This window comes from Saccharothrix carnea (genome assembly GCF_003014735.1).
Lineage (GTDB): Bacteria > Actinomycetota > Actinomycetes > Mycobacteriales > Pseudonocardiaceae > Actinosynnema > Actinosynnema carneum.
Genome location: NZ_PYAX01000001.1, coordinates 341,018 through 367,695, shown reverse-complemented (window position 1 = coordinate 367,695; position 26,678 = coordinate 341,018). Strand labels below are relative to the sequence as shown.

At 72.1% G+C, this 26,678-nt stretch carries 23 protein-coding genes and 1 riboswitch; of the genes, 15 read left to right on the top strand and 8 right to left on the bottom strand.

The features are described from left to right. Positions 1-176: 176 nt before the first annotated feature. Positions 177-1,553: a mycothione reductase gene (locus B0I31_RS01780; RefSeq protein ID WP_106613981.1), complete on the bottom strand. Its 1,377-nt coding sequence runs from the start codon at positions 1,551-1,553 to the stop codon at positions 177-179. Between the two features lie 112 nt (positions 1,554-1,665). Beyond that, a complete protein-coding gene (locus B0I31_RS01775; protein WP_106613980.1) occupies positions 1,666-2,193 on the bottom strand; it encodes a YbhB/YbcL family Raf kinase inhibitor-like protein in 528 nt (175 codons plus the stop codon). A 193-nt stretch (positions 2,194-2,386) separates the two neighbouring features. Here B0I31_RS01775 and B0I31_RS01770 point away from each other — a divergent pair, with 193 nt between their 5' ends. The 3 genes from B0I31_RS01770 to B0I31_RS01760 all read left to right on the top strand — a co-directional run bounded on the left by B0I31_RS01770 (position 2,387) and on the right by B0I31_RS01760 (position 5,522). After that, entirely contained in the window at positions 2,387-3,220 is an 834-nt protein-coding gene (locus B0I31_RS01770) for a polysaccharide deacetylase family protein (protein ID WP_106613512.1), read from the top strand. 67 nt (positions 3,221-3,287) lie between these two features. Further along, positions 3,288-3,773, top strand: coding sequence for an AMIN-like domain-containing (lipo)protein (locus tag B0I31_RS01765; protein WP_245949588.1), 486 nt, complete (start codon positions 3,288-3,290; stop codon positions 3,771-3,773). Positions 3,774-3,890: 117 nt separating this feature from the next. Further along, positions 3,891-5,522, top strand: coding sequence for a PstS family phosphate ABC transporter substrate-binding protein (locus B0I31_RS01760; protein ID WP_106613979.1), 1,632 nt, complete (start codon positions 3,891-3,893; stop codon positions 5,520-5,522). Positions 5,523-5,794: 272 nt separating this feature from the next. Here B0I31_RS01760 and lon read toward each other — a convergent pair whose 3' ends face one another. Next, positions 5,795-8,170 carry an endopeptidase La gene (gene lon / locus B0I31_RS01755; protein ID WP_106613510.1) on the bottom strand — a complete coding sequence of 792 codons (2,376 nt, stop codon included), beginning with the start codon at positions 8,168-8,170 and terminating at the stop codon, positions 5,795-5,797. 152 nt (positions 8,171-8,322) lie between these two features. On the opposite strand from lon, the gene B0I31_RS01750 reads away from it, so the two are divergent. Further along, positions 8,323-9,123 carry an SAM-dependent methyltransferase gene (locus tag B0I31_RS01750; protein ID WP_106613509.1) on the top strand — a complete coding sequence of 267 codons (801 nt, stop codon included), beginning with the start codon at positions 8,323-8,325 and terminating at the stop codon, positions 9,121-9,123. Here the strand turns inward: B0I31_RS01750 and B0I31_RS01745 are convergent. Then, positions 9,120-9,956 carry a serine hydrolase gene (locus tag B0I31_RS01745; protein WP_106613508.1) on the bottom strand — a complete coding sequence of 279 codons (837 nt, stop codon included), beginning with the start codon at positions 9,954-9,956 and terminating at the stop codon, positions 9,120-9,122. The two genes, B0I31_RS01750 and B0I31_RS01745, sit on opposite strands and share 4 nt — an antisense overlap. Beyond that, positions 9,953-10,894, bottom strand: a complete 942-nt coding sequence (locus tag B0I31_RS01740; RefSeq protein WP_106613507.1) for a LysR substrate-binding domain-containing protein — start codon at positions 10,892-10,894, stop codon at positions 9,953-9,955. The genes B0I31_RS01745 and B0I31_RS01740 overlap by 4 nt, the downstream gene beginning before the upstream one ends. A gap of 93 nt (positions 10,895-10,987) precedes the next feature. Here B0I31_RS01740 and B0I31_RS01735 point away from each other — a divergent pair, with 93 nt between their 5' ends. Further along, positions 10,988-11,905, top strand: a complete 918-nt coding sequence (locus B0I31_RS01735; protein ID WP_181319943.1) for an MBL fold metallo-hydrolase — start codon at positions 10,988-10,990, stop codon at positions 11,903-11,905. Between the two features lie 164 nt (positions 11,906-12,069). Further along, entirely contained in the window at positions 12,070-13,983 is a 1,914-nt protein-coding gene (locus B0I31_RS42450; protein WP_106613505.1) for a patatin-like phospholipase domain-containing protein, read from the top strand. A gap of 97 nt (positions 13,984-14,080) precedes the next feature. On the opposite strand, the gene B0I31_RS01725 is transcribed toward B0I31_RS42450, so the two are convergent. Further along, positions 14,081-15,013 (bottom strand): alpha/beta hydrolase, encoded by a 933-nt coding sequence (locus B0I31_RS01725; RefSeq protein WP_181319941.1) that lies wholly within the window; start codon positions 15,011-15,013, stop codon positions 14,081-14,083. Between the two features lie 70 nt (positions 15,014-15,083). On the opposite strand from B0I31_RS01725, the gene B0I31_RS01720 reads away from it, so the two are divergent. Then, positions 15,084-16,106: a M48 family metallopeptidase gene (locus tag B0I31_RS01720; RefSeq protein ID WP_106613503.1), complete on the top strand. Its 1,023-nt coding sequence runs from the start codon at positions 15,084-15,086 to the stop codon at positions 16,104-16,106. A 72-nt stretch (positions 16,107-16,178) separates the two neighbouring features. Continuing rightward, positions 16,179-16,931 (top strand): S1 family peptidase, encoded by a 753-nt coding sequence (locus B0I31_RS01715; protein WP_106613502.1) that lies wholly within the window; start codon positions 16,179-16,181, stop codon positions 16,929-16,931. A gap of 63 nt (positions 16,932-16,994) precedes the next feature. On the opposite strand, the gene B0I31_RS01710 is transcribed toward B0I31_RS01715, so the two are convergent. Then, positions 16,995-17,600, bottom strand: coding sequence for a LysE family translocator (locus B0I31_RS01710; protein ID WP_106613501.1), 606 nt, complete (start codon positions 17,598-17,600; stop codon positions 16,995-16,997). Positions 17,601-17,777: 177 nt separating this feature from the next. Between B0I31_RS01710 and B0I31_RS01705 the strand changes: the two genes are divergently transcribed. Next, the gene (locus B0I31_RS01705) at positions 17,778-18,497 is read left to right on the top strand and encodes a S1 family peptidase (RefSeq protein ID WP_106613500.1); all 720 of its coding nucleotides are present in this window, start codon (positions 17,778-17,780) and stop codon (positions 18,495-18,497) included. A 20-nt stretch (positions 18,498-18,517) separates the two neighbouring features. Then, entirely contained in the window at positions 18,518-18,976 is a 459-nt protein-coding gene (locus B0I31_RS01700; protein ID WP_106613499.1) for a GNAT family N-acetyltransferase, read from the top strand. Here B0I31_RS01700 and B0I31_RS01695 read toward each other — a convergent pair. Further along, the gene (locus B0I31_RS01695) at positions 18,930-20,108 is read right to left on the bottom strand and encodes an 8-amino-7-oxononanoate synthase (protein WP_245949586.1); all 1,179 of its coding nucleotides are present in this window, start codon (positions 20,106-20,108) and stop codon (positions 18,930-18,932) included. The two genes, B0I31_RS01700 and B0I31_RS01695, sit on opposite strands and share 47 nt — an antisense overlap. Before the next feature lie 36 nt (positions 20,109-20,144). On the opposite strand from B0I31_RS01695, the gene B0I31_RS01690 reads away from it, so the two are divergent. From B0I31_RS01690 to B0I31_RS01670, 5 genes are all read left to right on the top strand, one after another. Next, positions 20,145-21,353, top strand: coding sequence for a cytochrome P450 (locus B0I31_RS01690; protein ID WP_219910569.1), 1,209 nt, complete (start codon positions 20,145-20,147; stop codon positions 21,351-21,353). Between the two features lie 120 nt (positions 21,354-21,473). After that, a riboswitch (cobalamin riboswitch) is annotated at positions 21,474-21,545 on the top strand. Between the two features lie 57 nt (positions 21,546-21,602). Then, entirely contained in the window at positions 21,603-23,543 is a 1,941-nt protein-coding gene (locus tag B0I31_RS01685) for a putative cobaltochelatase (protein WP_106613497.1), read from the top strand. Between the two features lie 10 nt (positions 23,544-23,553). Next, positions 23,554-24,168: a cob(I)yrinic acid a,c-diamide adenosyltransferase gene (cobO, locus tag B0I31_RS01680; RefSeq protein ID WP_106613496.1), complete on the top strand. Its 615-nt coding sequence runs from the start codon at positions 23,554-23,556 to the stop codon at positions 24,166-24,168. Beyond that, a complete protein-coding gene (locus B0I31_RS01675) occupies positions 24,165-25,538 on the top strand; it encodes a cobyrinic acid a,c-diamide synthase CobB (RefSeq protein WP_106613977.1) in 1,374 nt (457 codons plus the stop codon). The genes cobO and B0I31_RS01675 overlap by 4 nt, the downstream gene beginning before the upstream one ends. Positions 25,539-25,603: 65 nt before the next feature. Continuing rightward, positions 25,604-26,677 (top strand): cobalt-precorrin-4/precorrin-4 C(11)-methyltransferase, encoded by a 1,074-nt coding sequence (locus tag B0I31_RS01670; protein ID WP_106613495.1) that lies wholly within the window; start codon positions 25,604-25,606, stop codon positions 26,675-26,677. Position 26,678 lies beyond the last annotated feature (1 nt).

The following is a 26,678-nucleotide window of genomic DNA, read 5'->3' as shown; positions in this document are numbered from 1 at the left end:
TGGGCAGCGGCGCGGTCGGCGATGGGTAACTGATAACGCCTCGTCTTCTCGGCGCGATGTGTCGGTTACGGACACGAACGGGGAGACCCGGTCGCACGAGGGGTACGACCGGGTCTCCCCGTTGACTTCGCGTTTTGTGCAGCTGTGGTGGTGTGCCTGCGCGGCTCTGGTGCGCTTTAGTGCGTCAGAGGCAGGTTGAGCAGCGCGTTCTCGATCACCTCGGGCATCGCCGGGTGGATCCAGTACTGGCCGCGGGCCATCGTCCTGGCGTCCAGGCCGAAGCTCATCGCCTGGATCACCGGCTGGATCACGCTCGACGCCTGCGGCCCGAGCACGTGCGCGCCCAGGATCAGGCCCGTGTCCGGATCGGCCAGCACCTTCGCGAACCCGGTCGTGTCCTCCATCGCCCAGCCGTACGCGATCGACGCGTACGCCTGCGACGCGGCCACGTACCGGACACCGCGCTCGACGGCCTGCTCCTCGGTCAACCCCACCGACGCGATCTGCGGCGACGAGAAGACGGCGGCGGGCACGAACCGGTGGTCCGACGAGATCGGCTCGTCCGGGTGCAGCAGGTTGTGCTGCACGACCCGTGCCTCGTGGTTGGCGACGTGCTTGAGCTGGTACTCCGAGCTGATGTCACCCAGCGCGTAGATGCCCTCGGCGGACGTGCGCTGGTGCTCGTCGACGACCACGCGCCCGTCCGGGTGCAGGTCGACACCGGTGGCGGCCAGGTCGAGCAGGTCCGAGTTCGGCGTGCGGCCGACCGCGACCAGCAGCTCCTCGGACTCCACGACCTCCGCGCCGTCCGGACCCTCCAGGTGCAGCCGCACCACGCCGTCGACCCGCTCCGCCCGGACGGCCTTGCGCTTGAGCCGCACGTCCCACTTCTCGGTGGCGAGCTGGGTGAACCGGGTGGCGACCTCGCGGTCCTCGTGGCGCAGGAGCAGGTCGGACCGCGCGATCAGGGTGACCGCGACGCCGAAGGAGGAGAACACGTGCGCGAACTCCGCCGCCACGAAACCGCTGCCCAGGATGGTGAGGCGAGGGGGCAGGTCGTCGAGCCGCATGATCGTGTCGCTGGTGTGGTAGCCGGCGGTGTCGAGGTCGGCGACGTCCGGGACCACCGGGCGGCTGCCCGCGGCCAGCACGAACCGGTCGGCGGTGATCACCTCGCCGGTGCCCGTGTCGAGCGTCTTCGGGCCGGTGAACCGGGCCGTGCCCTCGTAGACGGTGACGTTGGCGTTCTCCACCGCCCGCCAGTGGCGGCCACCCTCGGAGATGGGGTCGATGCGGCCGAAGATCCGGTCGCGCACGTCGGTCCACCGCACGCCGTCCAGGTGGGCGTCCACGCCCAGCCGCGCGCCCGAGGCGGGTGCGGCGGCGACGTCGGCGGTGTGCACGAACATCTTCGTGGGGATGCACCCGACGTTCAGGCACGTGCCGCCGAAGACGCCCTTCTCGACGATCGCGATGTTCCAACCGGCGAACCGCTCGTCCGCGATGGAGTTGCCGGAACCGGTGCCGATGATGACCAGGTCGAAGTGCCTCACGTCGTGCTGCAACCCGCGACGTGAGGCACTTGTTCCCGGTGATGTGGAGTAGCCGGCGGGGTGGTTGCCTGCCGGGTCGTTTCCGACCGGGTCGTTTCCGACCGGGTGGTGATCAGTGGGCGTAGGTCGGCACCAGGATCGCGCGGGCCAGGGTGTGGAACGCCAGGTTGAAGCTGACCACGGCGGGGGACGCGTCACCGTCGACGTCCAACTTGTCGACGTCCACCGCGTGCACCACGAAGTAGTAGCGGTGCACCTGGTCGCCGGGCGGCGGGGCGGCGCCGCCGAACGCGCGGGTGCCGAAGTCGCTGCGGACGTGGAACGCGCCGGCGGGCAGGGTGTCGTCCGAGGCGCCCGCGCCGGCGTCCAGCGAGGTGACCGACGCCGGGATGTTCACCGCGACCCAGTGCCAGAAGCCCGAGGGGGTGGGCGCGTCCGGGTCGAAGCAGGTCACCACGAAGCTCTTGGTCTCCTCCGGGAACCCGGTCCAGCTCAGCTGTGGCGAGGTGTTGCCGCCCTCGAACAGGTGCGCCTCCGCCAGCGGTTGGCCGTCCGAGACGTCGGTCGAGCTGACGGTGAACGACGCCACCTGCGGCAGCAGCGAGTAGGGGTCGGGCGCGACGGGGCGTTCGAGGCTCATCAGGTCCTCCACACGTGATCTTGCGGGACAGACCCGCACGACCTTATCGCCGGGGTGGGAGGGGCGCAGAGAGGGTGGTGACGGGTGGTGTTTGAGTATTCACCAACCTGTGAGCAACCTGAGCGATCCTCGTGGCGTCCCAATCGAGTGAGTGTCACCTGAGTGGGTGACACCTGTTCGAGGGGGACTACGGATGAGACGCAGGGGAATGGCGGTTCTGGCGGCCGTCGTCGTGGTGGCGAGCGCGTGCACGCCGCAGCCCGAGCCGGAGGCTCGGCGGGAGCAGGTGGCGGCCACGGCCACCACCACAACCACGACGACCACCACCACCACGACGCCACCGACCGCCGTACCCGGCCCAGGTGGGACCACCATTCCCGTGTTCCAGCCCGCGTACTCGTACGGGACGCCCCAGCAGCACGTGCCGCCGACCGTGGACGGCCTGGTGCCGGTGATCCGCCGGATCGAGACCGACCGGCCGTACGTGTTCATCACGATCGACGACGGCGCGGTCCGTCACCCGGCGGCGGTCGAGCTGATGCGCAAGAGCGGGGTCGAGCCGACGTTGTTCCTCAACTCCAAGCACGTCGACGGCCACGCGGAGTACTTCAGGCAGTTCGAGGGCGTGGCGACGGTTCACGCGCACACGTCGACCCACCCGGACCTGCTGGGCAAGCCGTACGAGTTCCAGCGGCAGGAGATCTGCGGCAACGCCGACCTGCTGCGCGTGCAGCTCGGCGCGGAGCCGAAGCTGTTCCGGCCGCCGTTCGGCAACTTCGACCTCACGACCCGCCGGGCGGCGGCGGACTGCGGGTTCACGGCGTTGGTGATGTGGACGGCGGCGGTGAACGACGGGGTCGTGCAGTTCCAAGCGGGTGGTCGGTTGAACGCCGGTGACATCGTGCTCATGCACTTCCGGCACACGTTCGCGGAGGACTTCCTGGCGTTCCTCGAGCGCTGCAAGGCCGATGGCCTCACGCCGGTGGTGCTGGAGGACTTCCTGGCGGAGCCGCGAGCAACCGTGTGACGTGTGACACGTCTGTATGGGTGTACCGGCTCGGCCAAGGAGCCGGGAGAGCCCATGGAGGGCCGTCATGAACAGCCGCCTCAGAAAACTCGCACTGCTCGTCCTCACGCTGGCCGCGGTCGGGGTCGTGATCCCGGCCGCGTCGGCGGCGTCCTCGATGACGCAGACCCCGGTGCTGACCGACATCCGCACCGGCAGGCACGCCGACTTCGACCGTGTCGTGCTCGACCTCGCCGGCCACCGGCCGGAGTTCTTCATCCGGTGCGTCGACCAGCTCTACCAGGACGGTTCCGGCTACCCGGTCTCGTTGCCGGGCACGTACTTCCTGGAAGTGCGGCTCGCGCCGGCCGCCGCGCACGACGACAGCGGCAACCCCACCTACACCGGTCCCCGGCAGTTCGGGACACCCGCGTTGACCAACGTCCAGGCGGTCGCGATCACGGGTGACTTCGAGGCCAACCTCACCGTTGGGTTGGGGCTGCGGCGCGACTCGTGGCACCGCGTGTTCGTGCTCAGCTCGCCCACGCGCGTGGTGATCGACGTCGGCCACTGACGGTGGCATTGAGGTCGGCCCCCGAGGTCGGCCACTGACGTCGGGGTGAAGTCACGGTGAACACCCGGCGGTGACCCGGTTCTCGGTCGGTCCGCCGACCGAGAATTCGGTGTGCAGGTGCTGCGGTCCGCATTGGACTTCCTCGGTGGTCCCGGTCCGGTGCTGCTCGCGATCGGGCTGCTGTTCGCGACACCGGTCATCGACCGGCTCTTCGTGCGCCGCAAGAGGCTCGGGTTCCGGGTGCTCTACAACTCCAAGATCGGTCTCGGCCCGGAGCAGTTGCACGACGGCACCGACCCGAACTCGCCGCAGCTGCGCGAGCTGGTGCGGGTACTGGACCGGATGAGCATCGTGGTGATCCGGGTCCGCAACACGGGTAGCTACGACATCGACGGCGAGGACTTCGAGAAGCCGCTGACGTTCACCTTCGGCGACCGGGTCGTGTGGAACGCGCGGGTGTCCGAGGCGGGCTCGGAGGAGATGAAGGCCGAGATCCGGCGGAGCCTGCAGTTCTTCGGCTCGGAGTCCAACACGGTGAAGGCCACCCTGCCGACGGTGCGGGAGCGGATGGCGCAGCGCGTGGCCAGGTGGGGCGGGCTGGCGGTGGCCGCGGACCCGCCGGGCGAGCCGGTGTGGCACGGCGTGCGGCTGGAGAAGCTGACGTTGCGGCGCAAGCAGAAGTTCAAGCTGCTGGTGGTGCTGCGCGAGCCGGACAGCAACCGCAACGGTGAGCTGGGCAAGGACGTGAAGGTCGTCGGCGATCTCGGCGGCGCGGGGATCGTGCACGACGAGCGCCCGGAACGGCTGCTCACCCTGCCGAGGCTGACCGGTGGCCTGGCCGCGTTGCTGGCGGCGGTGCTGGTGCTGGTGCTGGCGTGGCCGCCGAGTTCGAACGACGCGACGGTGGCGTGCGCGAGCGGCAAGCTGGCGGTGGAGGGGTCGAGCGTCTTCATGCCGACCATGGCGACGATCGCCGACCAGTACGAGCGCGCGTGCCCGGACGCGGTGATCACCACGTCCGCGACGGGCAGCATCCAAGGCGTGCGTGACGTGGCGGGGGGTGAGGAGGGGCTGGTCGCGCTGTCGGACGGCAAGCAGGAGACGCAAGGTGTGTTCGCGCAGCAGTTGGCGATCGTGGTGTACCACGTGGTGGTGCACGGCTCGGTCGGCCTCGACACCATCTCGGTGGCGCAGTTGCGCGGGATCTACGCGGGTGAGTACACGGACTGGAGCCAGCTGCGCGGCGGTGCGCCGTTGCCGATCCGGATCGTCGGGCGCGGTGGCGAGTCGGGGACGCGGGAGCTGTTCGAGCGGCGGGTGCTGGGTACGAGTGAGAGCGCGTTGTCATCCAACGATTGCCGGGTGAAGGACCGGGCGCCGGAGGCGCCGGTGATCCGGTGCGAGCGGGACGAGAACGCCGACGTGGTGCGGGAGATCGGCGCGGTCGAGGGTGCGATCGGGTACGCGGACGCGCCTTCGGTGGCGGAGGCGCGCAAGACCAACGCGTTGACCGCGCTGTCGTTGGACGGGAAGGTGTTCGACGCGGCGGCGGGGGTGGAGGCGGGTTACCCGTTCTGGACGGTCGAGTACTTGTACACGCGGTCGGAGCCGGCGGCTGAGTCGTTGATGGGGCGGTTCGTGGCTTATGTGCGGGAGCACGATGACGCTCGGGTGCGGATGAAGGATGCCGGGTATCTGCCGTGTGTGACGGCGGATGGTGTGCCGTTGGATTTGTGCAATTTGAGGTGAAGGTGGTTGTGGGGGTGTGGGGGGTTAGGGTTCGGCTCGGTGGTTGGGGCAGGGGCGGTGGTTGGGCGGGCTCGGTGGTTGGGCGGGCTCGGTGATTGGGGCAGGCTCGATTTGACATGGGGCCCCTTACGGGCACTCCAGGCAGGCCAAAGCCGGGCAGGCCTGGCGGATAAAGCGCCCGCCAAGCCTGCCCGGCTTCGACCAGCCTAAAGCACCCGAACCCCATGTAAAATCGGGCCTTTCGCGGTCCCGCTGCGGTCCGATGTGGGGTGTTAGGCGGCTGCGGTTGTGGTGGTGGTGGTGTTGGAGGTTGTGTTGGTGGTTGGTTCTAGGGCGAGGTTGAGGACTTCTTGGACGTCGGCGACGAGGTGGATGGTCAGTTCGTTCCTCACCGAGGTGGGGACGTCGTCCAGGTCGGGTTCGTTGCGTTGGGGGAGTAGGACCGTGGTGATTCCGGCGCGGTGGGCGGCGAGGAGTTTTTGCTTGACGCCGCCGATCGGTAGGACGCGGCCCGTGAGGGAGACTTCGCCGGTCATGGCCACGTCGGAGCGGACGGGGCGGCCGGAGAGAAGTGAGGCCAGGGCCGTGGTCATGGTGACGCCGGCGGAGGGGCCGTCCTTCGGGACTGCGCCGGCGGGGACGTGGATGTGGACGCCTCGGTCGGCGAGGATGTCGGCGCGGTCGTCGTTGGAGCGCAGGTAGGACAGGGCGATTTGGGCCGATTCCTTCATGACGTCGCCCAGTTGGCCGGTCAGGGTGACGCCGGACGCACCGGTGTCGGAGGGTGCCAGTGAGGCCTCCACGAAGAGGACGTCGCCGCCCGCTCCGGTGACCGCCAGGCCCGTTGCGACGCCGGGGACGGCGGTGCGCTCGGCCGATTCCGGGGTGTGCTTGGGCGAGCCCAGGTAGGTGCGGAGGTCGGGGACGTCGATGGTGACCGGGAGTTCGGTCTGGTCGAGGGCGACGCGTGCGGTGATCTTGCGGAGGATTCGGGCCACGGAGCGTTCCAGTTGGCGGACGCCTGCCTCGCGGGTGTACTCGCCGGCCAGTTTGCGCAGGGACGGCTCGGTGATGGTGACGTCGTCGGGGGTGAGGCCGGCGCGTTCCACCTGGCGCGGCAGGAGGTGGTCGCGGGCGATGGTGACCTTTTCGTCCTCCGTGTAGCCGTCGAGTCGGACCAGCTCCATGCGGTCGAGGAGGGGGCCCGGGATGGACTCCAGGACGTTCGCGGTCGCCAGGAAGACGACGTCGGAGAGGTCCAGTTCGACTTCGAGGTAGTGGTCGCGGAAGGTGTGGTTCTGGGCCGGGTCCAGGACTTCGAGGAGTGCGGCGGTGGGGTCGCCGCGGTAGTCGGCGCCCACCTTGTCGATCTCGTCCAGCAGGACGACGGGGTTCATCGAGCCCGCTTCCGAGATGGCGCGGACGATCCGGCCCGGGAGCGCGCCGACGTAGGTGCGGCGGTGGCCGCGGATCTCGGCTTCGTCGCGGACGCCGCCCAGGGCGACGCGGACGAACTCGCGGCCCATGGCGCGGGCCACCGATTCGCCGAGGGAGGTCTTGCCGACGCCGGGAGGGCCGACGAGGGCGAGGACCGCGCCGGAACGGCGGCCGCCCACGACGCCGAGGCCGCGGTCGGTGCGGCGGCGGCGGACGGCGAGGTACTCGGTGATGCGTTCCTTGACGTCGTCCAGGCCCGCGTGGTCGGCGTCGAGGACGGCACGGGCGCCGGCGATGTCGTAGGCGTCCTCGGTGCGCTCGTTCCACGGCATGTCGAGCACGGTGTCGAGCCAGGTGCGGATCCAGCCGACCTCGGGGGACTGCTCGGCGGTGCGTTCGAGCTTGTCGACCTCGGCCAGGGCCGCCTTGCGGACGTTCTCGGGCAGGTCGGCGCCCTCGACGCGGGCGCGGTAGTCCTGTTCCTCGGTGGCGGGCTTGCCGTCGAGCTCGGCCAGTTCCTTGCGGATCGCGGCCAGTTGCTGGCGCAGCAGGAACTCCCGCTGCTGCTTCTCGACGCCTTCCTTGACGTCCTTGCGGATGGTCTCGGCGACGTCCAGCTCGGTCAGGTACTCGCGGCCCCACTCGAGCAGCTTCTCGAGCCGCTCCGTGACGTCGCTGGTCTCCAGCAGCCAGACCTTCTGCTCGTCGCTGAGGTAGGAGGCGTAGCCGGCCAGGTCCGCCAAGGCGGACGGGTCGTCCACCTGCTGGACCGAGTCCACGACCTGCCAGGCGCCGCGCTGCTGGAGGATGGTGGTGACCAGCGCGCGGTACTCGCGGGCCAGTTCCCGGGTGTGGTCGTCGATCGGTGCCTCGTCGGCGATGGTGGCCTCGACCCACAGGGCCGCGCCGGGGCCCGTGGTGCCGGTGCCGATGCGGACCCGCTCGGTGCCGCGCACGACGGCCGCGCGTTCGCCGCCGGGAAGCCTGCCGACCTGCTCGATCAGCGCCAGCGTGCCCACCTTCGCGTACTTGCCGTCCAGCCGGGGCACCAGCAGCACCTTCGACTGGCCGCCCGCTGCGGTCGCGGCCTCGATCGCGGCGCGGGCCTCGGCGGTGGCGTCCGAGCCGCTGATCCGGATCGGCACGACCATGCCCGGCAGCACGACCACGTCGTCCAGCGGCAGCACCGGCAGCGCCAACGTCTCGCCCATGATCCCTCCAAAGTTGAGTCTGACTGGCTCAACCAAGATGAGCCCGGGATTGTTTCCGGTAGGTGTTCGCCCTGAGCGAGCGTCCATTCGGGGGTTGTGCCCGGTTGGTGACGCGGTAACGATCACGCCGTCGACTGACGAGGAGATGTGCGATGGAGCAGGCGAGCTGGGTCCCGTCCTCGGTGGACCTGGACCGGCCGAGCGCGGCCCGGATGTACGACTACTTCCTGGGTGGGTCGCACAACTTCGCGGTCGACCGCGAAGCGGCCAAGTCGGTCGAGCAGATCTTCCCCGGCATGTCCGGGGCGGCCAGGGCCAACCGGTCGTTCCTGCGGCGCGCGGTGCGGTACCTGCTGTCGCAGGGCATCGACCAGTTCCTGGACCTGGGGTCGGGCATCCCGACGGTCGGCAACGTGCACGAGATCGCCCAGCAGACCAACCCGCGGGCCCGGGTGGTGTACGCCGACGTCGAGCCGGTCGCGGTCGCGCACAGCACGGCGTTGCTGGCCGACAACCCGCAGGCGAGCGCGATCCAGGCGGACCTGCGCGACCCGGACTCGGTGCTGGGCAACGAGGAAGTGCGGGCGATGCTCGACTTCGACCGGCCGATCGGGTTGCTGATGGTCGCCGTGCTGCACTTCGTGCCGGATGCGGACGACCCGCAAGCGGCGATCGCGCGGTACCGGGAGGTGCTGGCGCCGGGCAGCTACGTGGCGATCTCGCACGCGAGCTGGGACGGCGTGTCGCAGGAGGGCCGGGAGAGCGGCGAGCAGGTGAACGCCATCTACCGCAAGACGGACAGCCCTCTGGTGCTGCGGACGGGTGCGGAGGTCGCCGAGTTCTTCAGCGGGCTGGAGGTCGTGGAGCCCGGTGTGGTGCCGCTGAGCGAGTGGCGCCCGGATTCGGATGACGCCTACATCAGCGCGTACGCGGGGGTTGGGCGGAAGGCCTAGCGGAGGTGCTCGACGGCGAGCCTGGCCGCGGTTCCGATCACGGCGTCCGCTTGCGGGAGGGTGAAGGCGGTGCTCGCGCTGCGGGTGAAGACGGCGACCGCGTAACGGCCGCCGTCCGGGTACTCGACGACGCCGACCTCGTTGCGGATCGTGGGCAGGGTGCCCGTCTTGCCCGCCACGCGGACGTCGTCGAACGGGAAGCCGGAGGCCAGGCGGTGCGGCCAGACCTGCCGGGCCATGGTGTGGCGGATCGGTGCGCAGTCGTCGTGCTGCCAGATGTGCCGCAGCACAGTGGTCAGGTCGCGCGCGGTGCCCCGGTTGGTGTGGTCGGGGTTCAGGGCGCGCAGCCGTGACAGCACGACGGGGTCGGTGAGCGCGGCGGGCAGTTCGGCGGGGGCGGCGTCCTCGGCCATGGTGCGCATGAAGTCTCTCGCCCGGTGGACGACGACGGTGCGCGTCAGGTGCAGGTCGCGGAGGGTCCGGTTGACGTCGTCGGTGCCGACCAGGTCCATCAGGGCGTCCGCGGCGGCGTTGTCGGAGACCGTGATGGCCAGGTAGGCGAGGTCGCGCAACGACATCGTGACCGGGTCGAGCATCCCGCCCACGCCGGTGGGGCCGGTGCTGCGGTCCTGGCCGAGGGTGATCCGGCGGGTCAGGTCGTGGGTGCTGTGGTGCAGCGACACGACCAGCGGGACCTTGAACACGCTCGCCAGCACGACCGGGTCGTCCGCGCCGACGGAGACCTCGCGGTCGGGCTGGTCGAGGTCGACGGCGTGCAGCCGGCCCGTGACGCCGGCGTCGGTGAACGCGGCGCGCACCCGTGCGGCGGTCATGACAGGTACTCCGCGGCCGGGCGGGGGTAGCGCGGGAGCGTGCCCTCGGCGTGCCGCATCCCTTGTGCGGTCAGGACTTCGGTGACGGCGTCGGCGAAGGCGGTGACGGCCGGGGTCTGCCGCCCGCGCGGCCAGGCGGCCGACGTCCGCCAGAGCAGGGGCGTGCCGCGCAGCGGGCGCCAGACCGCGTCCGCCGGGGGTGCGACGCCGTCGTGCAACGCCACCGCGCCGCCCGCCAGCACCAGTCCCAGCGCGAACTCCGGGTTGCCCGCCTGGTGGACCTCGGCGGGCGTGTAGCCGTGCCGGGCGCACGTGGTCAGCACCTCGTCGTGCAACGCGGGCGCGGTGGCGCGGGGGAACAGCACGAGCGCCAGGCCGTTCAGGTCGGCCAACCGGACGTCCGGTGCGGCGGTCAGGGGGTGGTCGCGGGGCAGCAGGACGCCGAGCGGGCTGGTCAGCACCGGTCCGAGGCTCAGCCACGACACGTCGAACGGGAACCGCAGCACGCCGACGTCCAGGCTGCGGTCGGCCAGCGCGCGCAGTTGCTCCGCGGTGCCGATCTCGCGGAGCTTGAGCTCGACGGGACTGCGGCGGCGGAACGCGGGCAGCAGCGCGGCCACCGCCCGTCCACCCAGGTCCGGCGGCACGCCCGCGCGCAGCGACCCGGCCTCGCCGTGGCGGAACCGCTCGGCCAGCGCGCGCAGCCGGTCCTCGCCCGCCAGCAGGCCGCGGGCCTCGGTGAGGATCCGGCGGCCCGCGTCGGTGAGCGCGACGTGCCGGGCGTCGCGGTCGAGCAGGCGGACGCCGAGCTCGCGTTCCAGGCGTTGGATGCTCTGCGACAGCGGTGGCTGGGACATGTGGAGGCGGGCCGCGGCACGGCCGAAGTGCAGCTCCTCGGCCACGGCCAGGAAGTACCGCAAGTGCCGCAGGAGGTCCACGACCAGTGATGATAGCCGAACGAATATCGCTGGCCTGGTGATATCGGACTTGGACACGTGCCGGTGCGGGCTGATCTTGTCGGTGGCATGTGCGTGAGCAGACGACAGGTGTTGATCGGTTCGGCGGCGGTCGCGGTGGCGGGTGCGGGGTTGCCGGGGGTGGCGTTCGCGTCGGGGCGCAGCGGGGTGAGCCTGCGCTGGCTCGGCGTCGCGGGGTGGGAGCTGCTGTTCGGCGGCAGGCGGGTGCTGATCGACCCGTACCTGAGCAGGCTGCCGGTGTTCGACGAGGAGGGCGGCTTCATCGCCGACTACCCGTTGACCGTGCGGAAGGACCTGGTCGACCGGCACCTCGGCGAGCGGCCGGAGCTGGTGCTGGCCACGCACGGGCACTACGACCACCTGCTGGAGATCCCGTACGTGGTGGAGAAGCACGGTTCGCGGGTCATCGGCACCGAGACCCACCGGCACCTGCTGACGGCGCAGGAAGTGCCCGGGGACAACGTGATCGTGGCGTCCGGCGGTGAGCACCTGGACTTCCACGGCTTCACCGTCCAGGTGTTCCGGAGCCTGCACAGCCAGTTCGGCACGTACGGCTACTTCGCGCCGGGCAGCCTGACCGCGCCGCCGTCACGCCCGAGAACGATCAGCGACCTCGTGGAAGGCGGCTCGCTGGCGTACCTGGTCACGGTGAACGGCTTCTCGGTGCTGTTCCTGTCCGGTACGGCCAACTACGTCGAACGCGAGATCGTGGGCCTGCGGCCGGACGTGCTGGTGCTCGGCATGAGCGGCCACGCAAACGTTTTCGACTACACCGCGCGTGCGTTGCGGGCGACCCGGCCCAAGCTGCTGATCCCGAGCCACCACGACGACATGGTGACCCAACTGGACGACCCGAACCTGCCCCCGCGTGGCAACCCAGCGGCGGCGGCCGAACTGACCGAGACGGCACGGCGGATCGGCCTCGCGGCCCGCGTCCTCGATCCGGAGGTGCTGCGCTGGTACGAGCTGTAGCGGGTCAGGGCGGGCCGGCGCGCTCGGCGGTCCTGAACGTGGAACTCGGGGGTCCTGAGCGTTCGACACGCGGGGCCTGAGGGTTCGACACGCGGGAGGGAAGCCGATCGGTCTAGCGCCACGCGGGCCGGTGGCGGGAGATCATGGTGGTGGGAGGTTCCGCCATGGCCGAGGACTTCAACCGGTACTGCGACCTGACCATGCGGGGTGGGACGGCGAGCGGGGTCGTCTACCCGTTGGCGGTGGTGGAGTTGGCGCGGCACTACCGGTTCCGGTCGTTGGGTGGTGCCTCGGCCGGTGCGATCGGGGCCGCGTTCACCGCCGCCGCCGAGAAGGGGCGGGACCGGGACGGCTTCCGCAAGCTCGGGGAGGTCGTCGACTGGTTCGCCGCGCCCGGCTGGCGGCTGGCGCAGCTGTTCCAGCCCAGCGAGCACACCCGCAAGCTGTACCGGATCGTGGCGGCCTCCATGCAACGGCGCGACTCGACCGGACGCAGCGCCCTCACCTGCCTGTTGCTGGCCCTGATCAGCGCGATCGGGTGGCGGGCCCGGGTGTTCCTGGCACTGGCGCTGGCGTTGTGGCTCGTCGGGCCGACGCTGTGGTTTCACTCGATCGACTGGGGCTCCACGCCGACCTGGGTGATGATCGGTCTCACCGTCGTGGTGCTGGTCGCCGTGCCGGGGATCGTGCTGCGGGTCCTGCCGAGCGGGCGGGACGCGTGGCTGCGCCGCCTCGGCACCGGGCTGCTCCTGGTGGTCCCGCTGATCCCGGTCGCGCTGAGCGCCCGGTGGACGGCGCCGAGCCTGGCGAGCGCGGCGACCGCGGCGGTGTGGTGGCTGGTGCTCGGGTTCGCGTTCGTCAGCGCGGTCGCGGTCACCTACGGGTCGAGCGCCAAGCGGTTCCTCGACCGGATGGCCACCACCGTCCACTTCGGACTCGTGCCGGGCACCGGGACGTTCCGGCCGAACTTCTGGGACCGGCGCTGCGGTGTGCCCGCGTCGACCGGCGTGCCGCCGTTGAGCGACTGGATCGCGGACGTGCTGGACGACCTGTCCGGGACGGCGGACCTGACGTTCGACGACCTGACCACGAACCTGGTCCTGATGACGACGGACCTGTCCGAAGGCCGCCCGTACCGGCTGCCGTTCACCGAACCACGTGCCGCCTGGCTGTTCTGCCCTACGTGCCTGAAGACCGTGCTGCCGCGGCGGACCGTCGACCGGCTCGGCCACGACGCCACCGAGCACCGCTGCCCCCTGCACCCCGTCGAAACCGTCCACGTGCTGCCGACGAACCTGCCGGTCGCGCTGGCCGTGCGGATGAGCATGCCGTTGCCGGGCCTGATCGCCGCCGTGCCGCTGGTGCGCGCCGAACCCGAGCCGCGCGTGCACTGGTTCTCGGACGGCGGCATCACGAGCAACTTCCCCATCCACTTCTTCGACAACCTGCTGCCGCGCTGGCCGACGTTCGGCCTGAGCCTGCAGTCCTACCCGCCGGGCGACGACCGGGACGTGTGGCTGCCCGAGCAGGACGCGTCGACCAGCGGCACGCCGTGGCGCGGCATCGGCCTCGTGCGGCACTTCGCGTCCGCGATCCTCGACACGATGCTGGACTGGCGCGACACCATGCAGTCCGCCCTCCCGGGCTACCGCGGCCGGATCGCGCACGTCCGCGTCGGCGCGTTGGAAGGCGGCACGAACCTCTTCATGCGCCCGGAGACGATCCGCGCCCTGGCCGAGCGTGGCGCGGAGGCGGGACGACTGCTGCGCACCCGGTTCACCGAGGACGACGCCACCAAGACCGACCGCTACCGCTGGATCCGGATGCGGCTGGCCATGCGCGAGTACCGGCAACTGGCCGAGCAATCCGGCGACCGCGCCACCCTGTACCGCGACCTCACCGCCAGGTACCGGATCCCCGAGGACCTGCACGCCTGGTTCACCACACCGCCGACCGGCACGGACCCGCACGCGCACGAGATCGGCCTCACCCTGGACGCCTTGGGCGCGGTCCCCGACGCCCCGTTCGACGGCGAGCCACCGATCGACCCGGACCTCCGCCTCACGCCGCCGGAGTGACGGGACGACCGGAATTGTCGGACCCTGTCGGTAGAATGAAGAACAGGGGTCCCCCTGCGCGGGGACGCCTGCGAAGCGGGCGGTCGGGTGGCGCGGGTCAGACCTCGTCCAGGAACTCGTCCACCTCGGCCAGCGCCCGCCGGCGCACCGGCTCGGCGGACAGGAACACGTCGTGCATCCCGCCCTCGACCGGCACGATCCGCACCCGCCCGCCGATCTTCGGCCCCCACAACCGCATGTGGTCCACGTCCAGCACGGTGTCCGCGGTCATCGCCTCCGGGGTCCAGCGCTTCGCGTGCAAGTGGCTGCGACCCGACCTGAGCAGCAGCACGGGCGCCTGCACGTCCAACCCCCGGTGCAGGCGGGCGTGACCGCGGCGGATGGCGCGCAGCCACCCGGCGTGCACCGGGAACGCCTCGATCGGCTTCCACGCCGTGTCGAAGTCCCACTCTCCGTGGTGGTCGCGGTGGATGCTCTCGCCGTACACCGGGCCCAGCCCGGGCTTGAGCACCAACCGGGGCGCGAACCGGCCGACACCGCGGATCAACGCCGTGCCCACCGTCCGCACCAGCCACGGCTCGGCCAGGTCCAGCCACGGGCTGTTGAGCACCAACGCGTCCAGCACGTCGTCGGAGCGCCGCTCGTGCGCCCACAGACTGGTGATCAGCCCCCCGGTCGAGTGACCCATCACCACGAGGTGCCGGTGGCCGTCCTCCTCGCGGATCACCCGCGCCGCGGCGTCGATCTCCTCGAAGTGCTCGGCCAGGTCGGTCACGAAGTTCGCCACCTGCCCCGGCCGCAGCGACCGCCCGTACGCGCGCAGGTCGATGGCGTAGAAGTCGAAGCCCCGCGCGGTGAAGTGCTCGGCGACGTGCCGCTGGAAGAAGTAGTCCGCGAAACCGTGCACGTACAGCACCGCGCCGCGGGTGGCCGGCTGCGCGCGGCGCCGCACCAGGGTCGCGGTCGTGTCACCGCCGCCCAGGGGCAGCACGCGGGTCTCGTAGTCGGTGCCGAGCACGTCTGCGTTCACCCGGTCAGTGTGCACGCCGATTCCGCCGAACGGGGAGAGGAGGGTCACGGGTCGTGGCACTGTGGGAAGCATGAGCAGCGAGGAGATCGAGCGGTCGAGCGCACGCGTGCGGTTCCCCGGTATCAGTCCGCGGGCGTACGAGCACCCGGTCGACCGGGGGGCGTTGGCGGTCTTGCGCGCGGTGCCGGGGATCGGCCCGGTGTTGCAGGCGGTGGCGGGGGCGTTCACCGAACGCGGTGAGCGGCTGGGTTACCTGGCGTCGAGCATCAGGGTGGGCCCGAAGCAGTACCCGGAGCTGGACCGGCTCCGATCGGAGACGGCGGCGACGCTGGACGTCGACCCGGTGCCGGAGCTGTTCATCAAGCGCGACCCGGTGCCCAACGCCATGACGCTGGGCATCGACAAGCCGTTCATCGTGCTCACCACGGGCCTGATCGAGCTGCTGGACGCGGACGGCCTGCGGTTCGCCATCGGGCACGAGATGGGGCACGTGCTGTCCGGGCACGCGCTGTACCAGACGATCCTGCAACGGCTCATGCAGCTGCAGCACGGCCTGGGCTGGATGCCGGGCGGGTACTGGGCGATCACCGCGATCATCGCCGCGCTGCGCGAGTGGTACCGCAAGACCGAGCTGTCCTGCGACCGGGCGGGCCTGCTGTGCGGGCAGGACCCGGCCGCCGCGCTGCGCGTGCACGTCGCCATGGCGGGCGGCATGGACCTCACCCAGGTCGACACGGCCGAGTTCCTCAAGCAGGCCAAGGAGTACGAGCAGGTCGAGGACGTGCGCGACAGCGTGCTCAAGCTGATCCGGACGTGGCCGCTGACGCACCCGATGGCCGTGGTCCGCGCCGCCGAGCTGCAGAAGTGGGCGGCGGGCGAGGAGTACCGCGCCATCCTGACCGGCTCGTACCAGCGCCGCGAGGACGACCGGCCGACGAGCTCGTTCACCGAGGACATCAAGTCGGCGGCCCGGTCGTACAAGGAGTCCGCGGCCCAGTCCGAGGACCCGCTGATGAAGGTGTTCAACGAGGTCGGCGACGTGCTCGTGGGTGCCGCGGGCAAGGTCCGGAACAAGTTCACCGGAGCGGACTAGCCCGATTGGTCCTGCGAGATGGGCCGTTCTGGCTAACCTCCTCTTGACGTCTTGGATCAGGAGGAGGGGCCGATGCGGCTTGCCGCGCTGTTGGTGACGATGTTGATGGCTCTCGCGGGAACCGCCGCGGCGGACGTGGACGAGCGCGTGGTGGGCGGTGATCGGGTGTCGATCGCCGATCACCCGTGGGTGGTGTACCTGACCGACTCCAGCGGTCACCAGTTCTGCGGCGGCACGCTGGTCGCCCCGACCAAGGTGGTCACCGCGGCGCACTGCGCGGTCTCGCGCACGCCGAGGAACACGCGGGTCGTGGCGGGCCGCGAGGACCGCAACAGCGCCGAGGGCAAGGTCGTGCGGCTGGACGACATCTGGGTCCACCCGGACTACGCGTCGGCGGACCAGGGTGCCGACGTCGCGGTGCTGACGTTGCGCGCGCCGGTGGAGTACGCGCCCCTCCCGCTGGCCGGCCCGTCCGACGCCTGGCTGTATGAGCCGGGCACGAACGGCCTGGTGCTGGGCTGGGGCCGGACCAGTGAGCAGGGTGCGGCGTCGCGGTACCTGCTGGGTGCCACCGTGCCGGTGATGGAGGACGGGTACTGCCACGACGCGTACCCCCAGTACGACCCGGACGAGATGACCTGCGCCGGCTACCCCGAGGGCGGCGTGGACACCTGCCAGGGCGACTCGGGCGGTCCGTACGTGGCCGGCGGGAAGCTGATCGGCATCACCTCTTGGGGTGAGGGTTGTGCCCGGGCGGGCAAGCCGGGGGTCTACAGCGAGGTCAAGAAGTACGCCGACGTGCTCCAGCAGCAACTGCGGGTCTGACGCGAGCGGCGTGCGGACCTCCGGGCCTCGGGGGTCCGCACGCCGGGCTGGAGGGTCGCGGCGCTAGAGCACGAGCCCGATCGACATGGTCAGGAACACCGCCGCGCACACCGCGTCCAGCGCCGTGGTCACGCCGGGTCGGCGCAGCGAACCCGCGACGCGGGCCGCGGCGACCACGATCGTCAGCTCCCACAGCGCGGCCAGTCCGAGGAACACCGCGGCGAGCATCCCGAGCTGGAACGCCGGGTCTCCCGTGCCGATGAACTGCGGTAGGAACGCCAGCGAGAACAGCAGCATCTTCGGGTTGGTGATGTTGGTCAGGAAGCCCTGCCGGAACGGCCGGGGCGCGACCGCCACCACCTCGCCGCCCGAACGCCGCAGCAGCCCGCGGGTGATCGTCACCGCCAGGTAGAGCAGGTACGCCGCGCCGATCCAGCGCAGCCCGGTCAGCACGGCGGGGTAGCGGGCGATCACCACGCCCAGCCCCGAGATGACCAACGCCACCTGAACGAAGGCCGCGGTGTGGATGCCCGCCAGCGCCAGCAGCCCGGCCCGGGTGCCGGACCGCATCGAGGTGCGCAGCAGGAGGAAGGCGTCCACGCCCGGCGTCAGCACGACCACCGCGCAAGCGATCAGGAACGCCGGCAGCTGGGTGAAGTCCAGGTGCATGAAAACCTCCCTCATGTTCCGGACAGATCGCCGTGATCTGTCTCACTGGCCGTCAAATCTTCGGCACCAAAGCACTCTAACAACAGATTTTCCGGATCTCATACCCCACTGCCGCTCGTGAACGCCTTCCGCTACGGTCGGTGCCCATTCGGCCACACGTCGTAGGAAGGGTGCTCCATGCGCATCAGCGCGCCGGTCTTCGCCGTTCTCGTGCTGGTCCTGTCCGCGCTGCCCGCGGACGCGATCGTGGGCGGCCGGGAAGCGCCCGTGACACCGTGGGCGGTGGCGTTGTTCGACCAGGGCACGTTCTTCTGCGGCGGCGCGCTGATCGCACCGGACAAGGTGGTCACGGCCGCGCACTGCACGTTCGCCCGCACCACGCTCGGCACCCGTGACCGGCGGCCCGCCGACCTGGTCGCCGTCGCCGGCCGCGCCGACCTCGACACCTCCGAAGGCCGGGCGGTCGGGGTCGCCGCGCTCTGGCGGCACCCCGCCTACACCGAGGTCTCCGCCGGTGACGACGTGGCCACCCTCACCCTCGCCGCCCCGCTGCCGTACCGGCCGATCCGCATCGCCGACGCCGCCCCGGGCCAGGCCAGGGTGTACGGCTGGGGCCGGACCGGTGAGTTCGGCCCGCCGAGCCGGCGGCTGCTGGAGGTGGACGTGCCGATCCGGGCGGACGCCGACTGCGCGGCCCAGGTGCCCGACTACCGGCCGGGCGGGATGCTGTGCGCGGGTTACCCGGAGGGCGGCAAAGACGCCTGCGAGGGCGACTCGGGCGGTCCGCTCACCGCGGCGGGCGAGCTGGTGGGCGTCGTGTCCTACGGCCGCGGCTGCGCCCGTCCCGGTCAACCCGGCGTCTACACGCGGCTGAGCCGGTACCGGGACCAAATCTGAGACTGTGGTACCACAGTGGGGTGCGCTCACACCCCTACCCGGCGACGCTGCGCCGGCAGTGGTCGGCCGACCTGACGCCCGACCAGCTCTACGCCGTGCTCAAGCTGCGCTCCGAGGTGTTCGTCGTGGAGCAGAACTCCGTCTACGCGGACCCGGACGGGCGTGACCTCGAACCGGGCACCCGGCACTTCTGGCTGGAAGCCGACGACTCACCCGCACCCCAGGCCTACCTGCGGCTGCTGGAGGAGCCCGGTGGCACGTTCCGCATCGGCCGGGTCTGCACGGCCCGTGCCGCCCGCGGTCGCGGCTACAGCCGCCGGCTGGTGGAGGCGGCGCTGGCCGAGGTCGGCCGGGTGGAGTGCGTGCTGGACGCGCAGACCTACGTGGTCGACTTCTACGCGTCGTTCGGCTTCGAGCCGCAGGGCGCGGAGTTCATCGAGGACGGGATACCGCACCTGCGGATGCGCCGGTCTCCGTGATCACCCGCACGGCGCGCTCGATGTCGCCCTCCGACAGGTCGGCGCGGGCGGTCAGGCGCAGCCGGGAGATCCGGTCCGGCACCGAAGGCGGGCGGAAGCACCCGACGACCACCCCCTGCGCGCGGCACGCCTCCGCCCAGTCGAACGCCGCCTCGGGCGACGGCGCCTGCACGGACACGACGGCCGCGGTCGGCGTGCTGACCCGCAGCCCCTTCTCCTTCAGCCGGAACGCCAGGTCCTGAGCCACTTCCAGGGCGCGCGCGGGCCGTTCCGGCTCGTCCCGCAGCACCTTCAACGCGGCCAGTGACGCCGCCGCGCTGGCCGGTGCGAGCCCGGTGTCGAAGATGAACGTGCGCGCGGTGTCGACCAGGTGCTTGATCACCCGGCTCGGTCCGAGCACCGCGCCGCCCTGCGCGCCGAGCGACTTGGACAGCGTCACCGTGGTCACCACGTCGGGCGCCTTGGCCAGGCCCGCCGCGTGCACCGCGCCGCGCCCGCCGTCACCGACCACGCCGAGGCCGTGCGCGTCGTCCACGACCAGCGCAGCGTCGTGCTCGCGGCAGGCCGCGGCCAGGTCCGCCAGCGGTGCCAGGTCGCCGTCCACGGAGAACACCGAGTCGGTCACCACCAGCGCCCGCCGCTTGCCGCGCGTGGCCAGGGCGTGGGTGACCTGTCCGACGTCGCAGTGCCCGGCGACCACGACGTCCGCCTTGGACAGCCGGGTGCCGTCGATCAGGGAGGCGTGAATGTGCTGGTCGGCCACGATCGCCGTGCCGGGGCCGGACAACGCGGTCAGCGCGCCCAGGTTCGCCGCGTAGCCCGAGGAGAACACCAGCGCGGACTGCGCGCCGCAGAAGTTCGCCAGCTCGTACTCCAGCTCGGTGTGCAGGTCGGTGGAACCGGTGACCAGCCGCGATCCCGTCGAGCCCGCGCCCCAGCGCAGCGTCGCCGCCGCGGCGGCACCCGTCACCCGCTTGTCGCGGGCCAGACCGAGGTAGTCGTTCGACGCCAGGTCGAGGTTCGTCGAGTCGGCGGGGCGCGGTCGGACGCGGCGGGCCAGACCGGCTTTCGCCCGGGCCTCGGCACGCGTGTCGATCCAGTCGAACACCGAGTCACCTGTGCGCACACTCACGCCGGCAGTGTCGCATCCGGCGGTTACCGTGCCGGCGTGGACCTCTTCCAGCCGGAGCCTGCCGACCTGCGCTCGTTGCGCGAGAACGCGCCGGTCCACCGCGACGAGCGGACCGGGTTGTGGCTGGTCAGCCGCTACGACGACGTGCGCGCCGTGCTGGCGGACCCGCACCGCTTCCACCCGGACAACGCGCTGACCGCCGTCGTCCCGATCCCGCGCCCGGTGCTGCGGGTGCTGGCGCGGGCCGGGTTCTCGCTGCCGCCGACGCTGGCCAACAACGGCACCGACACGCACGCCGACCTGCGTCGCCTGGTCTCCCGGTTCCTCACCCCGGCGCGGGTGGCGGCCTTGGGGCCGCGGATCGCGGAGCTGACCGCCGAACGGCTGGACGGGTTGAGCGGACGTGCCGACCTGCACGCGGCCGTGGCCCGCGACCTGCCCGCGATCGTGCTGCTGGAGGTCATGGGCATCCGGGACGTGGACGTCGACGCGCTCAAGGCGTGGAGCACGGCGTCGTTGGAGCTGTTCTGGGGTGACGTCACGCTGGAGCGGCAGCACGAGCTGGCCCGCCCCGCCGCCGCGTTCCACCAGTGGCTGACCTCCCGGATCAAGGCCGCCGACCCCGGTGGTGACGACCTGTTCGGCGCGTTGCGGGCGCAGGGCGTGCCGATCCGGGACGCGGCCGGGCTGTGCTACTTCCTGCTGATCGCGGGCCAGGAGACGACGACCCAGCTGCTGAGCGCGGCGTTCCACGCCGTGCTGCGGGAGGACGGCCTGTGGTCGCGGCTGGGCGAGCCGGGCTTCGCCGCCGCGTGCGTCGAGGAGGTGCTGCGGCGCGATCCGCCGGTGAGCACGTGGCGCCGGATCGCGGCCGAGCCGGTCACGCTCTCCGGGGTGGACGTCCCGGCCGGTGCGCCGTTGCTGCTGATGCTGGCGGGCAGCGGCTCGGACCCGGACGTGTTCGCCGAACCGGAGCGGTTCTGCCCGGCCAGGCCGAACGCCCGCAGGCACCTGGCGTTCGGCTTCGGCAGGCACTTCTGCCTCGGCGCGGGCCTGGCCAGGCTGGAGGCCGAGGTGGTGCTCCGGGAGACCGCCCGACGCTTCCCCGACCTGCACCTGACCTCCACCGGACCACCACCGATGCTGGGCCTGCTGTCGTTCCGCGCGCCGTTGAGCGTGGAGGTGGAGCCGGGGGAGCCCGCCGGCCCAGCCCGCCTGCGGTCCACGGCCTCCGGGCGGCGTTGACACCTGCCCACGCGGACCGCGGCTGCCGTACCGACAGCCGGTGTGTGATCGTGGTCGCCCGCTCAGGGCTTGGAGGGTGGCCGGGGAAGTGCGACGATGCCCAGGCTTGAGGGGGTGCGCGAGGAAGCCGGTGTGAATCCGGCACGGTCCCGCCACTGTGACCGGACCGAGGAGCCCGGGAGTCAGGAACTCGACCCCCGACTCATCGACCGGACACGGGCGTGGACACCCGAGGAAGGACACCGCCGCATGGGCGCGCGTTTCCCCTTTTCCGCTGTCGTCGGCCACGACGACCTCCGCACGGCACTGCTGCTCAACGCCGTGCACCCCGGTATCGGCGGGGTGCTCGTCCGAGGTGAGAAGGGCACCGCGAAGTCGACCGTGGTCCGCGCGCTCGCCGCGCTGCTGCCCGAGCTGGACGTGGTGCCGGGCTGCCGGTTCGGCTGCGACCCGGCCGTGCCCACCGACTGCCCGGACGGGCCGCACGGCCACGGCGCGGAACGCCGCCCGGCCCGGCTGGTCGAGCTGCCGGTCGGCGCGACGGAGGACCGGCTGATCGGCTCGCTCGACCTGGAGCGCGCGTTGACCGAGGGCGTCCGCGCCTACCAGCCGGGTCTGCTGGCCGCGGCGCACCGGGGCGTGCTGTACGTGGACGAGGTGAACCTGCTGCACGACCACCTCGTGGACCTGCTCCTCGACGCCGCCGCGATGGGCCGCGCGCACGTCGAGCGCGAGGGCGTATCCGTCTCGCACGCCGCGTCGTTCCTCCTGGTGGGCACCATGAACCCGGAGGAGGGCGAGTTGCGGCCGCAGCTGCTGGACCGCTTCGGCCTCACGGTCGCGGTGCGCGCGTCGCGGGACGTGCCGACGCGGACCGAGGTCGTGCGGCGCCGGTTGGCCTACGAAGCCGACCCCGAGGGCTTCGCCGCCCGCTGGGCCGAAGCCGACCAGGAGTTGGCACGGCGGATCGTCGCCGCCCGCGACCGGCTCGAGGACGTCGTGCTGCCGGACGCCGAACTGCGCCGCATCGCCGCGATCTGCGCCGCGTTCGAGGTGGACGGGATGCGCGCGGACCTGGTCGTGGCCCGCACGGCGACCGCGCACGCCGCCTGGCGTGGTGCCGCCGAGGTGGCCGAGGAGGACGTGGAGGCGGCCGTGCGGCTGGCGCTGCCGCACCGCAAGCGCCGCGACCCGTTCGACGAGCCGGGCCTGGAGCAGGAGCAGCTGGACGACGCCCTCCAGCAGGGCGCGGAAGCCGCCGGGGAAGAGCCGGAAGGCGACCCCGAAGGCCCGGACGACGACGGTGGCGGCTCGTCGCTTCCCGGCGAACCATCGGAGTCCACTTCGGACGGACAAGGCTCCGCCGAGCGGTCGCACGCGCCGGCGCCCGCGTTCCGCGCCCGGTTGTTGCAGGTGCCGGGGGTCGGCGAGGGTGCGCCGGGCAAGCGGTCGCGGGCACGTGCCCGCACCGGCCGCGTGGTCCGCTCGTCCACGGTGGACGGAACCGGCCTGCACCTGGTCGGCACGCTCGCCGCCGCCGCACCGCACCAGGCGGCCCGGGGCCGCAGCGGTCCCGGCCTGGAGCTGAGGGGCGCGGACCTGCGGCTCTCGGTGCGGGAGGGCAAGGAGGGCAACCTCGTGCTGTTCGTGGTCGACGCGTCCGGGTCGATGGCGGCCCGGCAGCGCATGTCGGCGGTCAGCGGCGCGGTGATCTCCCTGCTCCGCGACGCCTACCAGCGGCGCGACAAGGTCGGCGTGGTGACGTTCCGCGGTCGTGAGGCCCAGGTCGCCCTGCCGCCGACGAACTCGGTGGACGCGGCGGCGGCCCGGCTGCGCGCCCTGCGCACCGGCGGCCGGACGCCGCTGGCCGATGGACTGCTGCGCGCCCGGCACGTGCTGGCGACCGAACGCGTGCGCGACCCGCGCCGCCGACCGCTGCTCGTGCTGCTCACCGATGGCCGTGCCACGGCGGCGGGCACGGGCGGCGACCCGATGCGCGACGCGTTGCGCGCGGCGGGGATGCTGGCCGCCGACCGGGTGGCGTCGGTGGTGGTGGACTGCGAGCACGGCCCGGTCAGGCTCGGCCTGGCGGCACGGGTGGCGGACGCGCTGGAAGCGGCGTGCGTGCGCCTGGATGAACTGTCCGCAGACCAGGTGGCCGGCGTCGTGCGCGCGGCCCGAGCCGCGTAGGAGCGCCGAGATGCCCCAAGGTCAACCGTCCGTCGTGCCCGTCGACGGCCTCACCACCCGCCAGCGCCGCAACCGCCCGCTGGTCGTGCTGCACACCGGTGAGATGAAGGGCAAGTCCACCGCCGCCTTCGGCCTCGCGCTGCGCGGGTGGAACCAGGGCTGGTCCATCGGCGTCTTCCAGTTCGTGAAGTCAGCCAAGTGGAAGGTCGGCGAGGAGTCGGCGTTCCGCGCGCTCGGCCGGCTGCACGAGCAGACCGGCGAAGGCGGCCCCGTCGAGTGGCACAAGATGGGCGAGGGCTGGTCCTGGACCCGCAAGCAGGGCACCGAGGACGACCACGCCGCCGCCGCGCGCGAGGGCTGGCAGGAGATCTCCCGCCGACTGGCCGCCGAGCAGCACGGCCTGTACGTGCTGGACGAGTTCACCTACCCCCTGCACTGGGGCTGGATCGACGTGGACGAGGTGGTTGAGGCGCTGACCAACCGGCCGGGTCACCAGCACGTCGTCATCACCGGCCGGTACGCGCCGGACGAGCTCGTCGACGCCGCCGACCTGGTGGTGGAGATGACCAAGGTCAAGCACCCGATGGACGCGGGCCAGAAGGGGCAGAAGGGGATCGAGTGGTGAACCGGCTGGTGGTCGCCGCGCCCGCCTCGGGCAGCGGCAAGACCACCGTGGCCACCGGCCTGATGGCGGCGCTGCGCCGCGCGGGCGACAAGGTCGCGCCGTTCAAGGTCGGCCCGGACTACATCGACCCCGGCTACCACTCGGTGGCCACCGGCAGGCCGGGCCGCAACCTCGACCCCGTCATGGTCGGCGAGCACCGGGTGGCGTCGCTGTTCGCGCACGGCGCCCGCGGCTGCGACCTGGCCGTGGTGGAAGGCGTGATGGGCCTGTTCGACGGGCGGGTGGACACCGAGGGCATCGGGTCCACCGCGCACGTCGCCAAGCTGCTGTCCGCGCCCGTGCTGTTCGTGGTCGACGCCCGCGGTCAGAGCCGCAGCCTCGCCGCCCTGCTGCACGGGTTCCGCGGTTACGACCCGACCGTGCGGCTCGGTGGCGTGGTCCTCAACCAGGTCGGCTCCGCGCGGCACGAGCAGGTGCTGCGCGGCGCGTGCGCCGAGGTGGGGCTGGAAGTGCTCGGCGTGCTGCCGCGCGACGACAAGTTCGCGCTGCCGTCCCGGCACCTGGGCCTGGTCACCGCCGCCGAGCACGGACCGGCCGCCACCGCCGCCGTGGACGCCATCGCCGACGCCGTCGCGCGGCACGTCGACCTGCCCGCGGTGCGCGCGCTCGCTGCCCAGGTGCCCGCGATGGCCGTGCCGACCTGGGACCCGCACGCCGAGGTCGAGCGGGTCGACCGCACGCCGACGATCGCGGTCGCGGGCGGCGCGGCGTTCACGTTCGGCTACGCCGAGCAGGTCGAGCTGCTCACCGCGGCCGGCGCGGACGTCGTCGTGGTCGACCCGCTGCGCGACGAGACGCTGCCCGACGGCACGGCCGGCCTGGTGCTGCCCGGCGGTTTCCCCGAGCAGCACGCCGCCGAGCTGTCCGCCAACGAATCGCTGCGCGCCGCCGTCACGGCCCTGGCCCGCGGCGGCGCTCCCGTGCACGCCGAGTGCGGCGGCCTGCTGTACCTGGCGAACTCGCTGGACGGCGCGCCGATGTGCGGCGTGATCGACGCGGACGGTGCGATGACGTCCCGGCTCACGCTCGGCTACCGCGACGCCGTCGCGCCGCATGACTCCGTGCTTGCCCGCGCGGGTCAGCGGATCACCGGGCACGAGTTCCACCGCACCGCGCTGGGCGTCCCGCACGGCGGGAAACCGGCCTGGCAGTGGCGCGGTCACGACCTGCGCCCGGTGGCCGAGGGATTCGTCGTCGGCCGGGTGCACGCGTCGTACCTGCACACCCACCCGGCGTCCGCGCCGGAGGCCGTGACGCGCTTCGTGCGGGCCTGCGCGAGCGAGTCCGTGCGCTCCGAGGCCACTCGTTAGTGGATCGCGCTCGCGCGGTACGGTCCTTGCCCACCAAGCCGAACACGACGTGGGGAGCAGTTGTGATGACTGGTCGGGTCTCCTTCGTGGGTGCCGGTCCCGGCGCCGCCGATCTCATCACCGTGCGCGGCGCGAAGCGGATAGCCGAGGCGGACGTCGTGCTGTGGGCGCCCAGCGTGATCGAGGCGGAGTGCGTGCGCGAGCACGCCCGCGCGGACGCCGAGCTGGTCGACTTCTCCCGCGTCACCGAGGCCGACGTGGTGGAGGTGTACCGGCGCGCGTCGGCGGGCAAGCTCGAGGTCGTGCGGCTGCACGCGGGCGATCCCTCGCTGTGGGGCGGCCTGCGCGACCAGCAGGAGGCGTGCCGGCGGCTGGGCCTGGAGACCGACGTCGTGCCGGGTGTGTCGCAGGTCTCCGCCGCGGCGGCGTCCGTGGGCCGCGAGCTGACCACGTCGTCCGTCGCGCAGTCGCTGCTCCTGGTCGGGCCGGAGACGGCCGAGCACGTCGAGGAGTTCGCCGCGCACGGCACCACGATGGCGATCTCCGCGTCCGGCGCCCGCGCGGGCCTGCTGGTCGAACGGCTGCGCGCGGGCGGTTACGCCGACGACACGCCGGTCGTGGTGGCGTACAAGGTTTCCCTGCCCGACGAAACGGTCGCGCAGACCACGCTGGGCGAGCTGGAGGCGTGCGTCAAGGAGCGCAAGCTCTACCGCACCACGCTGTTCCTGGTCGGCCAGGTGCTCGCGCAGCCCGCGTCCCGCCGCCGTGCGCCGGTGGTCGAGGGCGACGAGCCGGTGCGCCGGGCGCGGCCGTCGAAGTGGGCCCAGCGCGCGAGCAGGCCGGTGGTGAAGTCCGGCGAGTCGCCGTCGGCGGCGGCGTGGTCGGCGGTGCACGACTGGCAGGAGACGGCGCGCACCAAGCGCCAGGCGCCCGCCAGGCCGAAGCCGGAACCGGTCGGCGAGCCGCTGCTGCAGCTGGTCACCGACGTGCCGGAGGACGTCGAGGCGGACGAGGCCAAGCCGAAGCCCAAGCCCGTGGTGGCCGCCGCCGCGAAGCCCAAGCCCACCACCGTGCGGGCGAGCACCACACCGCGCAAGCCGACCGGGTCGCGGGCCAAGAAGAACAAGCGCGTGAACTGAC

Bases quoted from the DNA above. Each gene is read 5' to 3' on its own strand.
- B0I31_RS01775 (WP_106613980.1), bottom strand. From the start codon at position 2,193: ATGAGCCTCGAACGCCCCGTCGCGCCCGACCCCTACTCGCTGCTGCCG.
- B0I31_RS01770 (WP_106613512.1), top strand. From the start codon at position 2,387: ATGAGACGCAGGGGAATGGCGGTTCTGGCGGCCGTCGTCGTGGTGGCG.
- B0I31_RS01765 (WP_245949588.1), top strand. From the start codon at position 3,288: ATGAACAGCCGCCTCAGAAAACTCGCACTGCTCGTCCTCACGCTGGCC.
- lon (WP_106613510.1), bottom strand. From the start codon at position 8,170: ATGGGCGAGACGTTGGCGCTGCCGGTGCTGCCGCTGGACGACGTGGTC.
- B0I31_RS01750 (WP_106613509.1), top strand. From the start codon at position 8,323: ATGGAGCAGGCGAGCTGGGTCCCGTCCTCGGTGGACCTGGACCGGCCG.
- B0I31_RS01745 (WP_106613508.1), bottom strand. From the start codon at position 9,956: ATGACCGCCGCACGGGTGCGCGCCGCGTTCACCGACGCCGGCGTCACG.
- B0I31_RS42450 (WP_106613505.1), top strand. From the start codon at position 12,070: ATGGCCGAGGACTTCAACCGGTACTGCGACCTGACCATGCGGGGTGGG.
- B0I31_RS01720 (WP_106613503.1), top strand. From the start codon at position 15,084: ATGAGCAGCGAGGAGATCGAGCGGTCGAGCGCACGCGTGCGGTTCCCC.
- B0I31_RS01715 (WP_106613502.1), top strand. From the start codon at position 16,179: ATGCGGCTTGCCGCGCTGTTGGTGACGATGTTGATGGCTCTCGCGGGA.
- B0I31_RS01710 (WP_106613501.1), bottom strand. From the start codon at position 17,600: ATGCACCTGGACTTCACCCAGCTGCCGGCGTTCCTGATCGCTTGCGCG.
- B0I31_RS01705 (WP_106613500.1), top strand. From the start codon at position 17,778: ATGCGCATCAGCGCGCCGGTCTTCGCCGTTCTCGTGCTGGTCCTGTCC.
- B0I31_RS01685 (WP_106613497.1), top strand. From the start codon at position 21,603: ATGGGCGCGCGTTTCCCCTTTTCCGCTGTCGTCGGCCACGACGACCTC.
- cobO (WP_106613496.1), top strand. From the start codon at position 23,554: ATGCCCCAAGGTCAACCGTCCGTCGTGCCCGTCGACGGCCTCACCACC.
- B0I31_RS01670 (WP_106613495.1), top strand. From the start codon at position 25,604: ATGACTGGTCGGGTCTCCTTCGTGGGTGCCGGTCCCGGCGCCGCCGAT.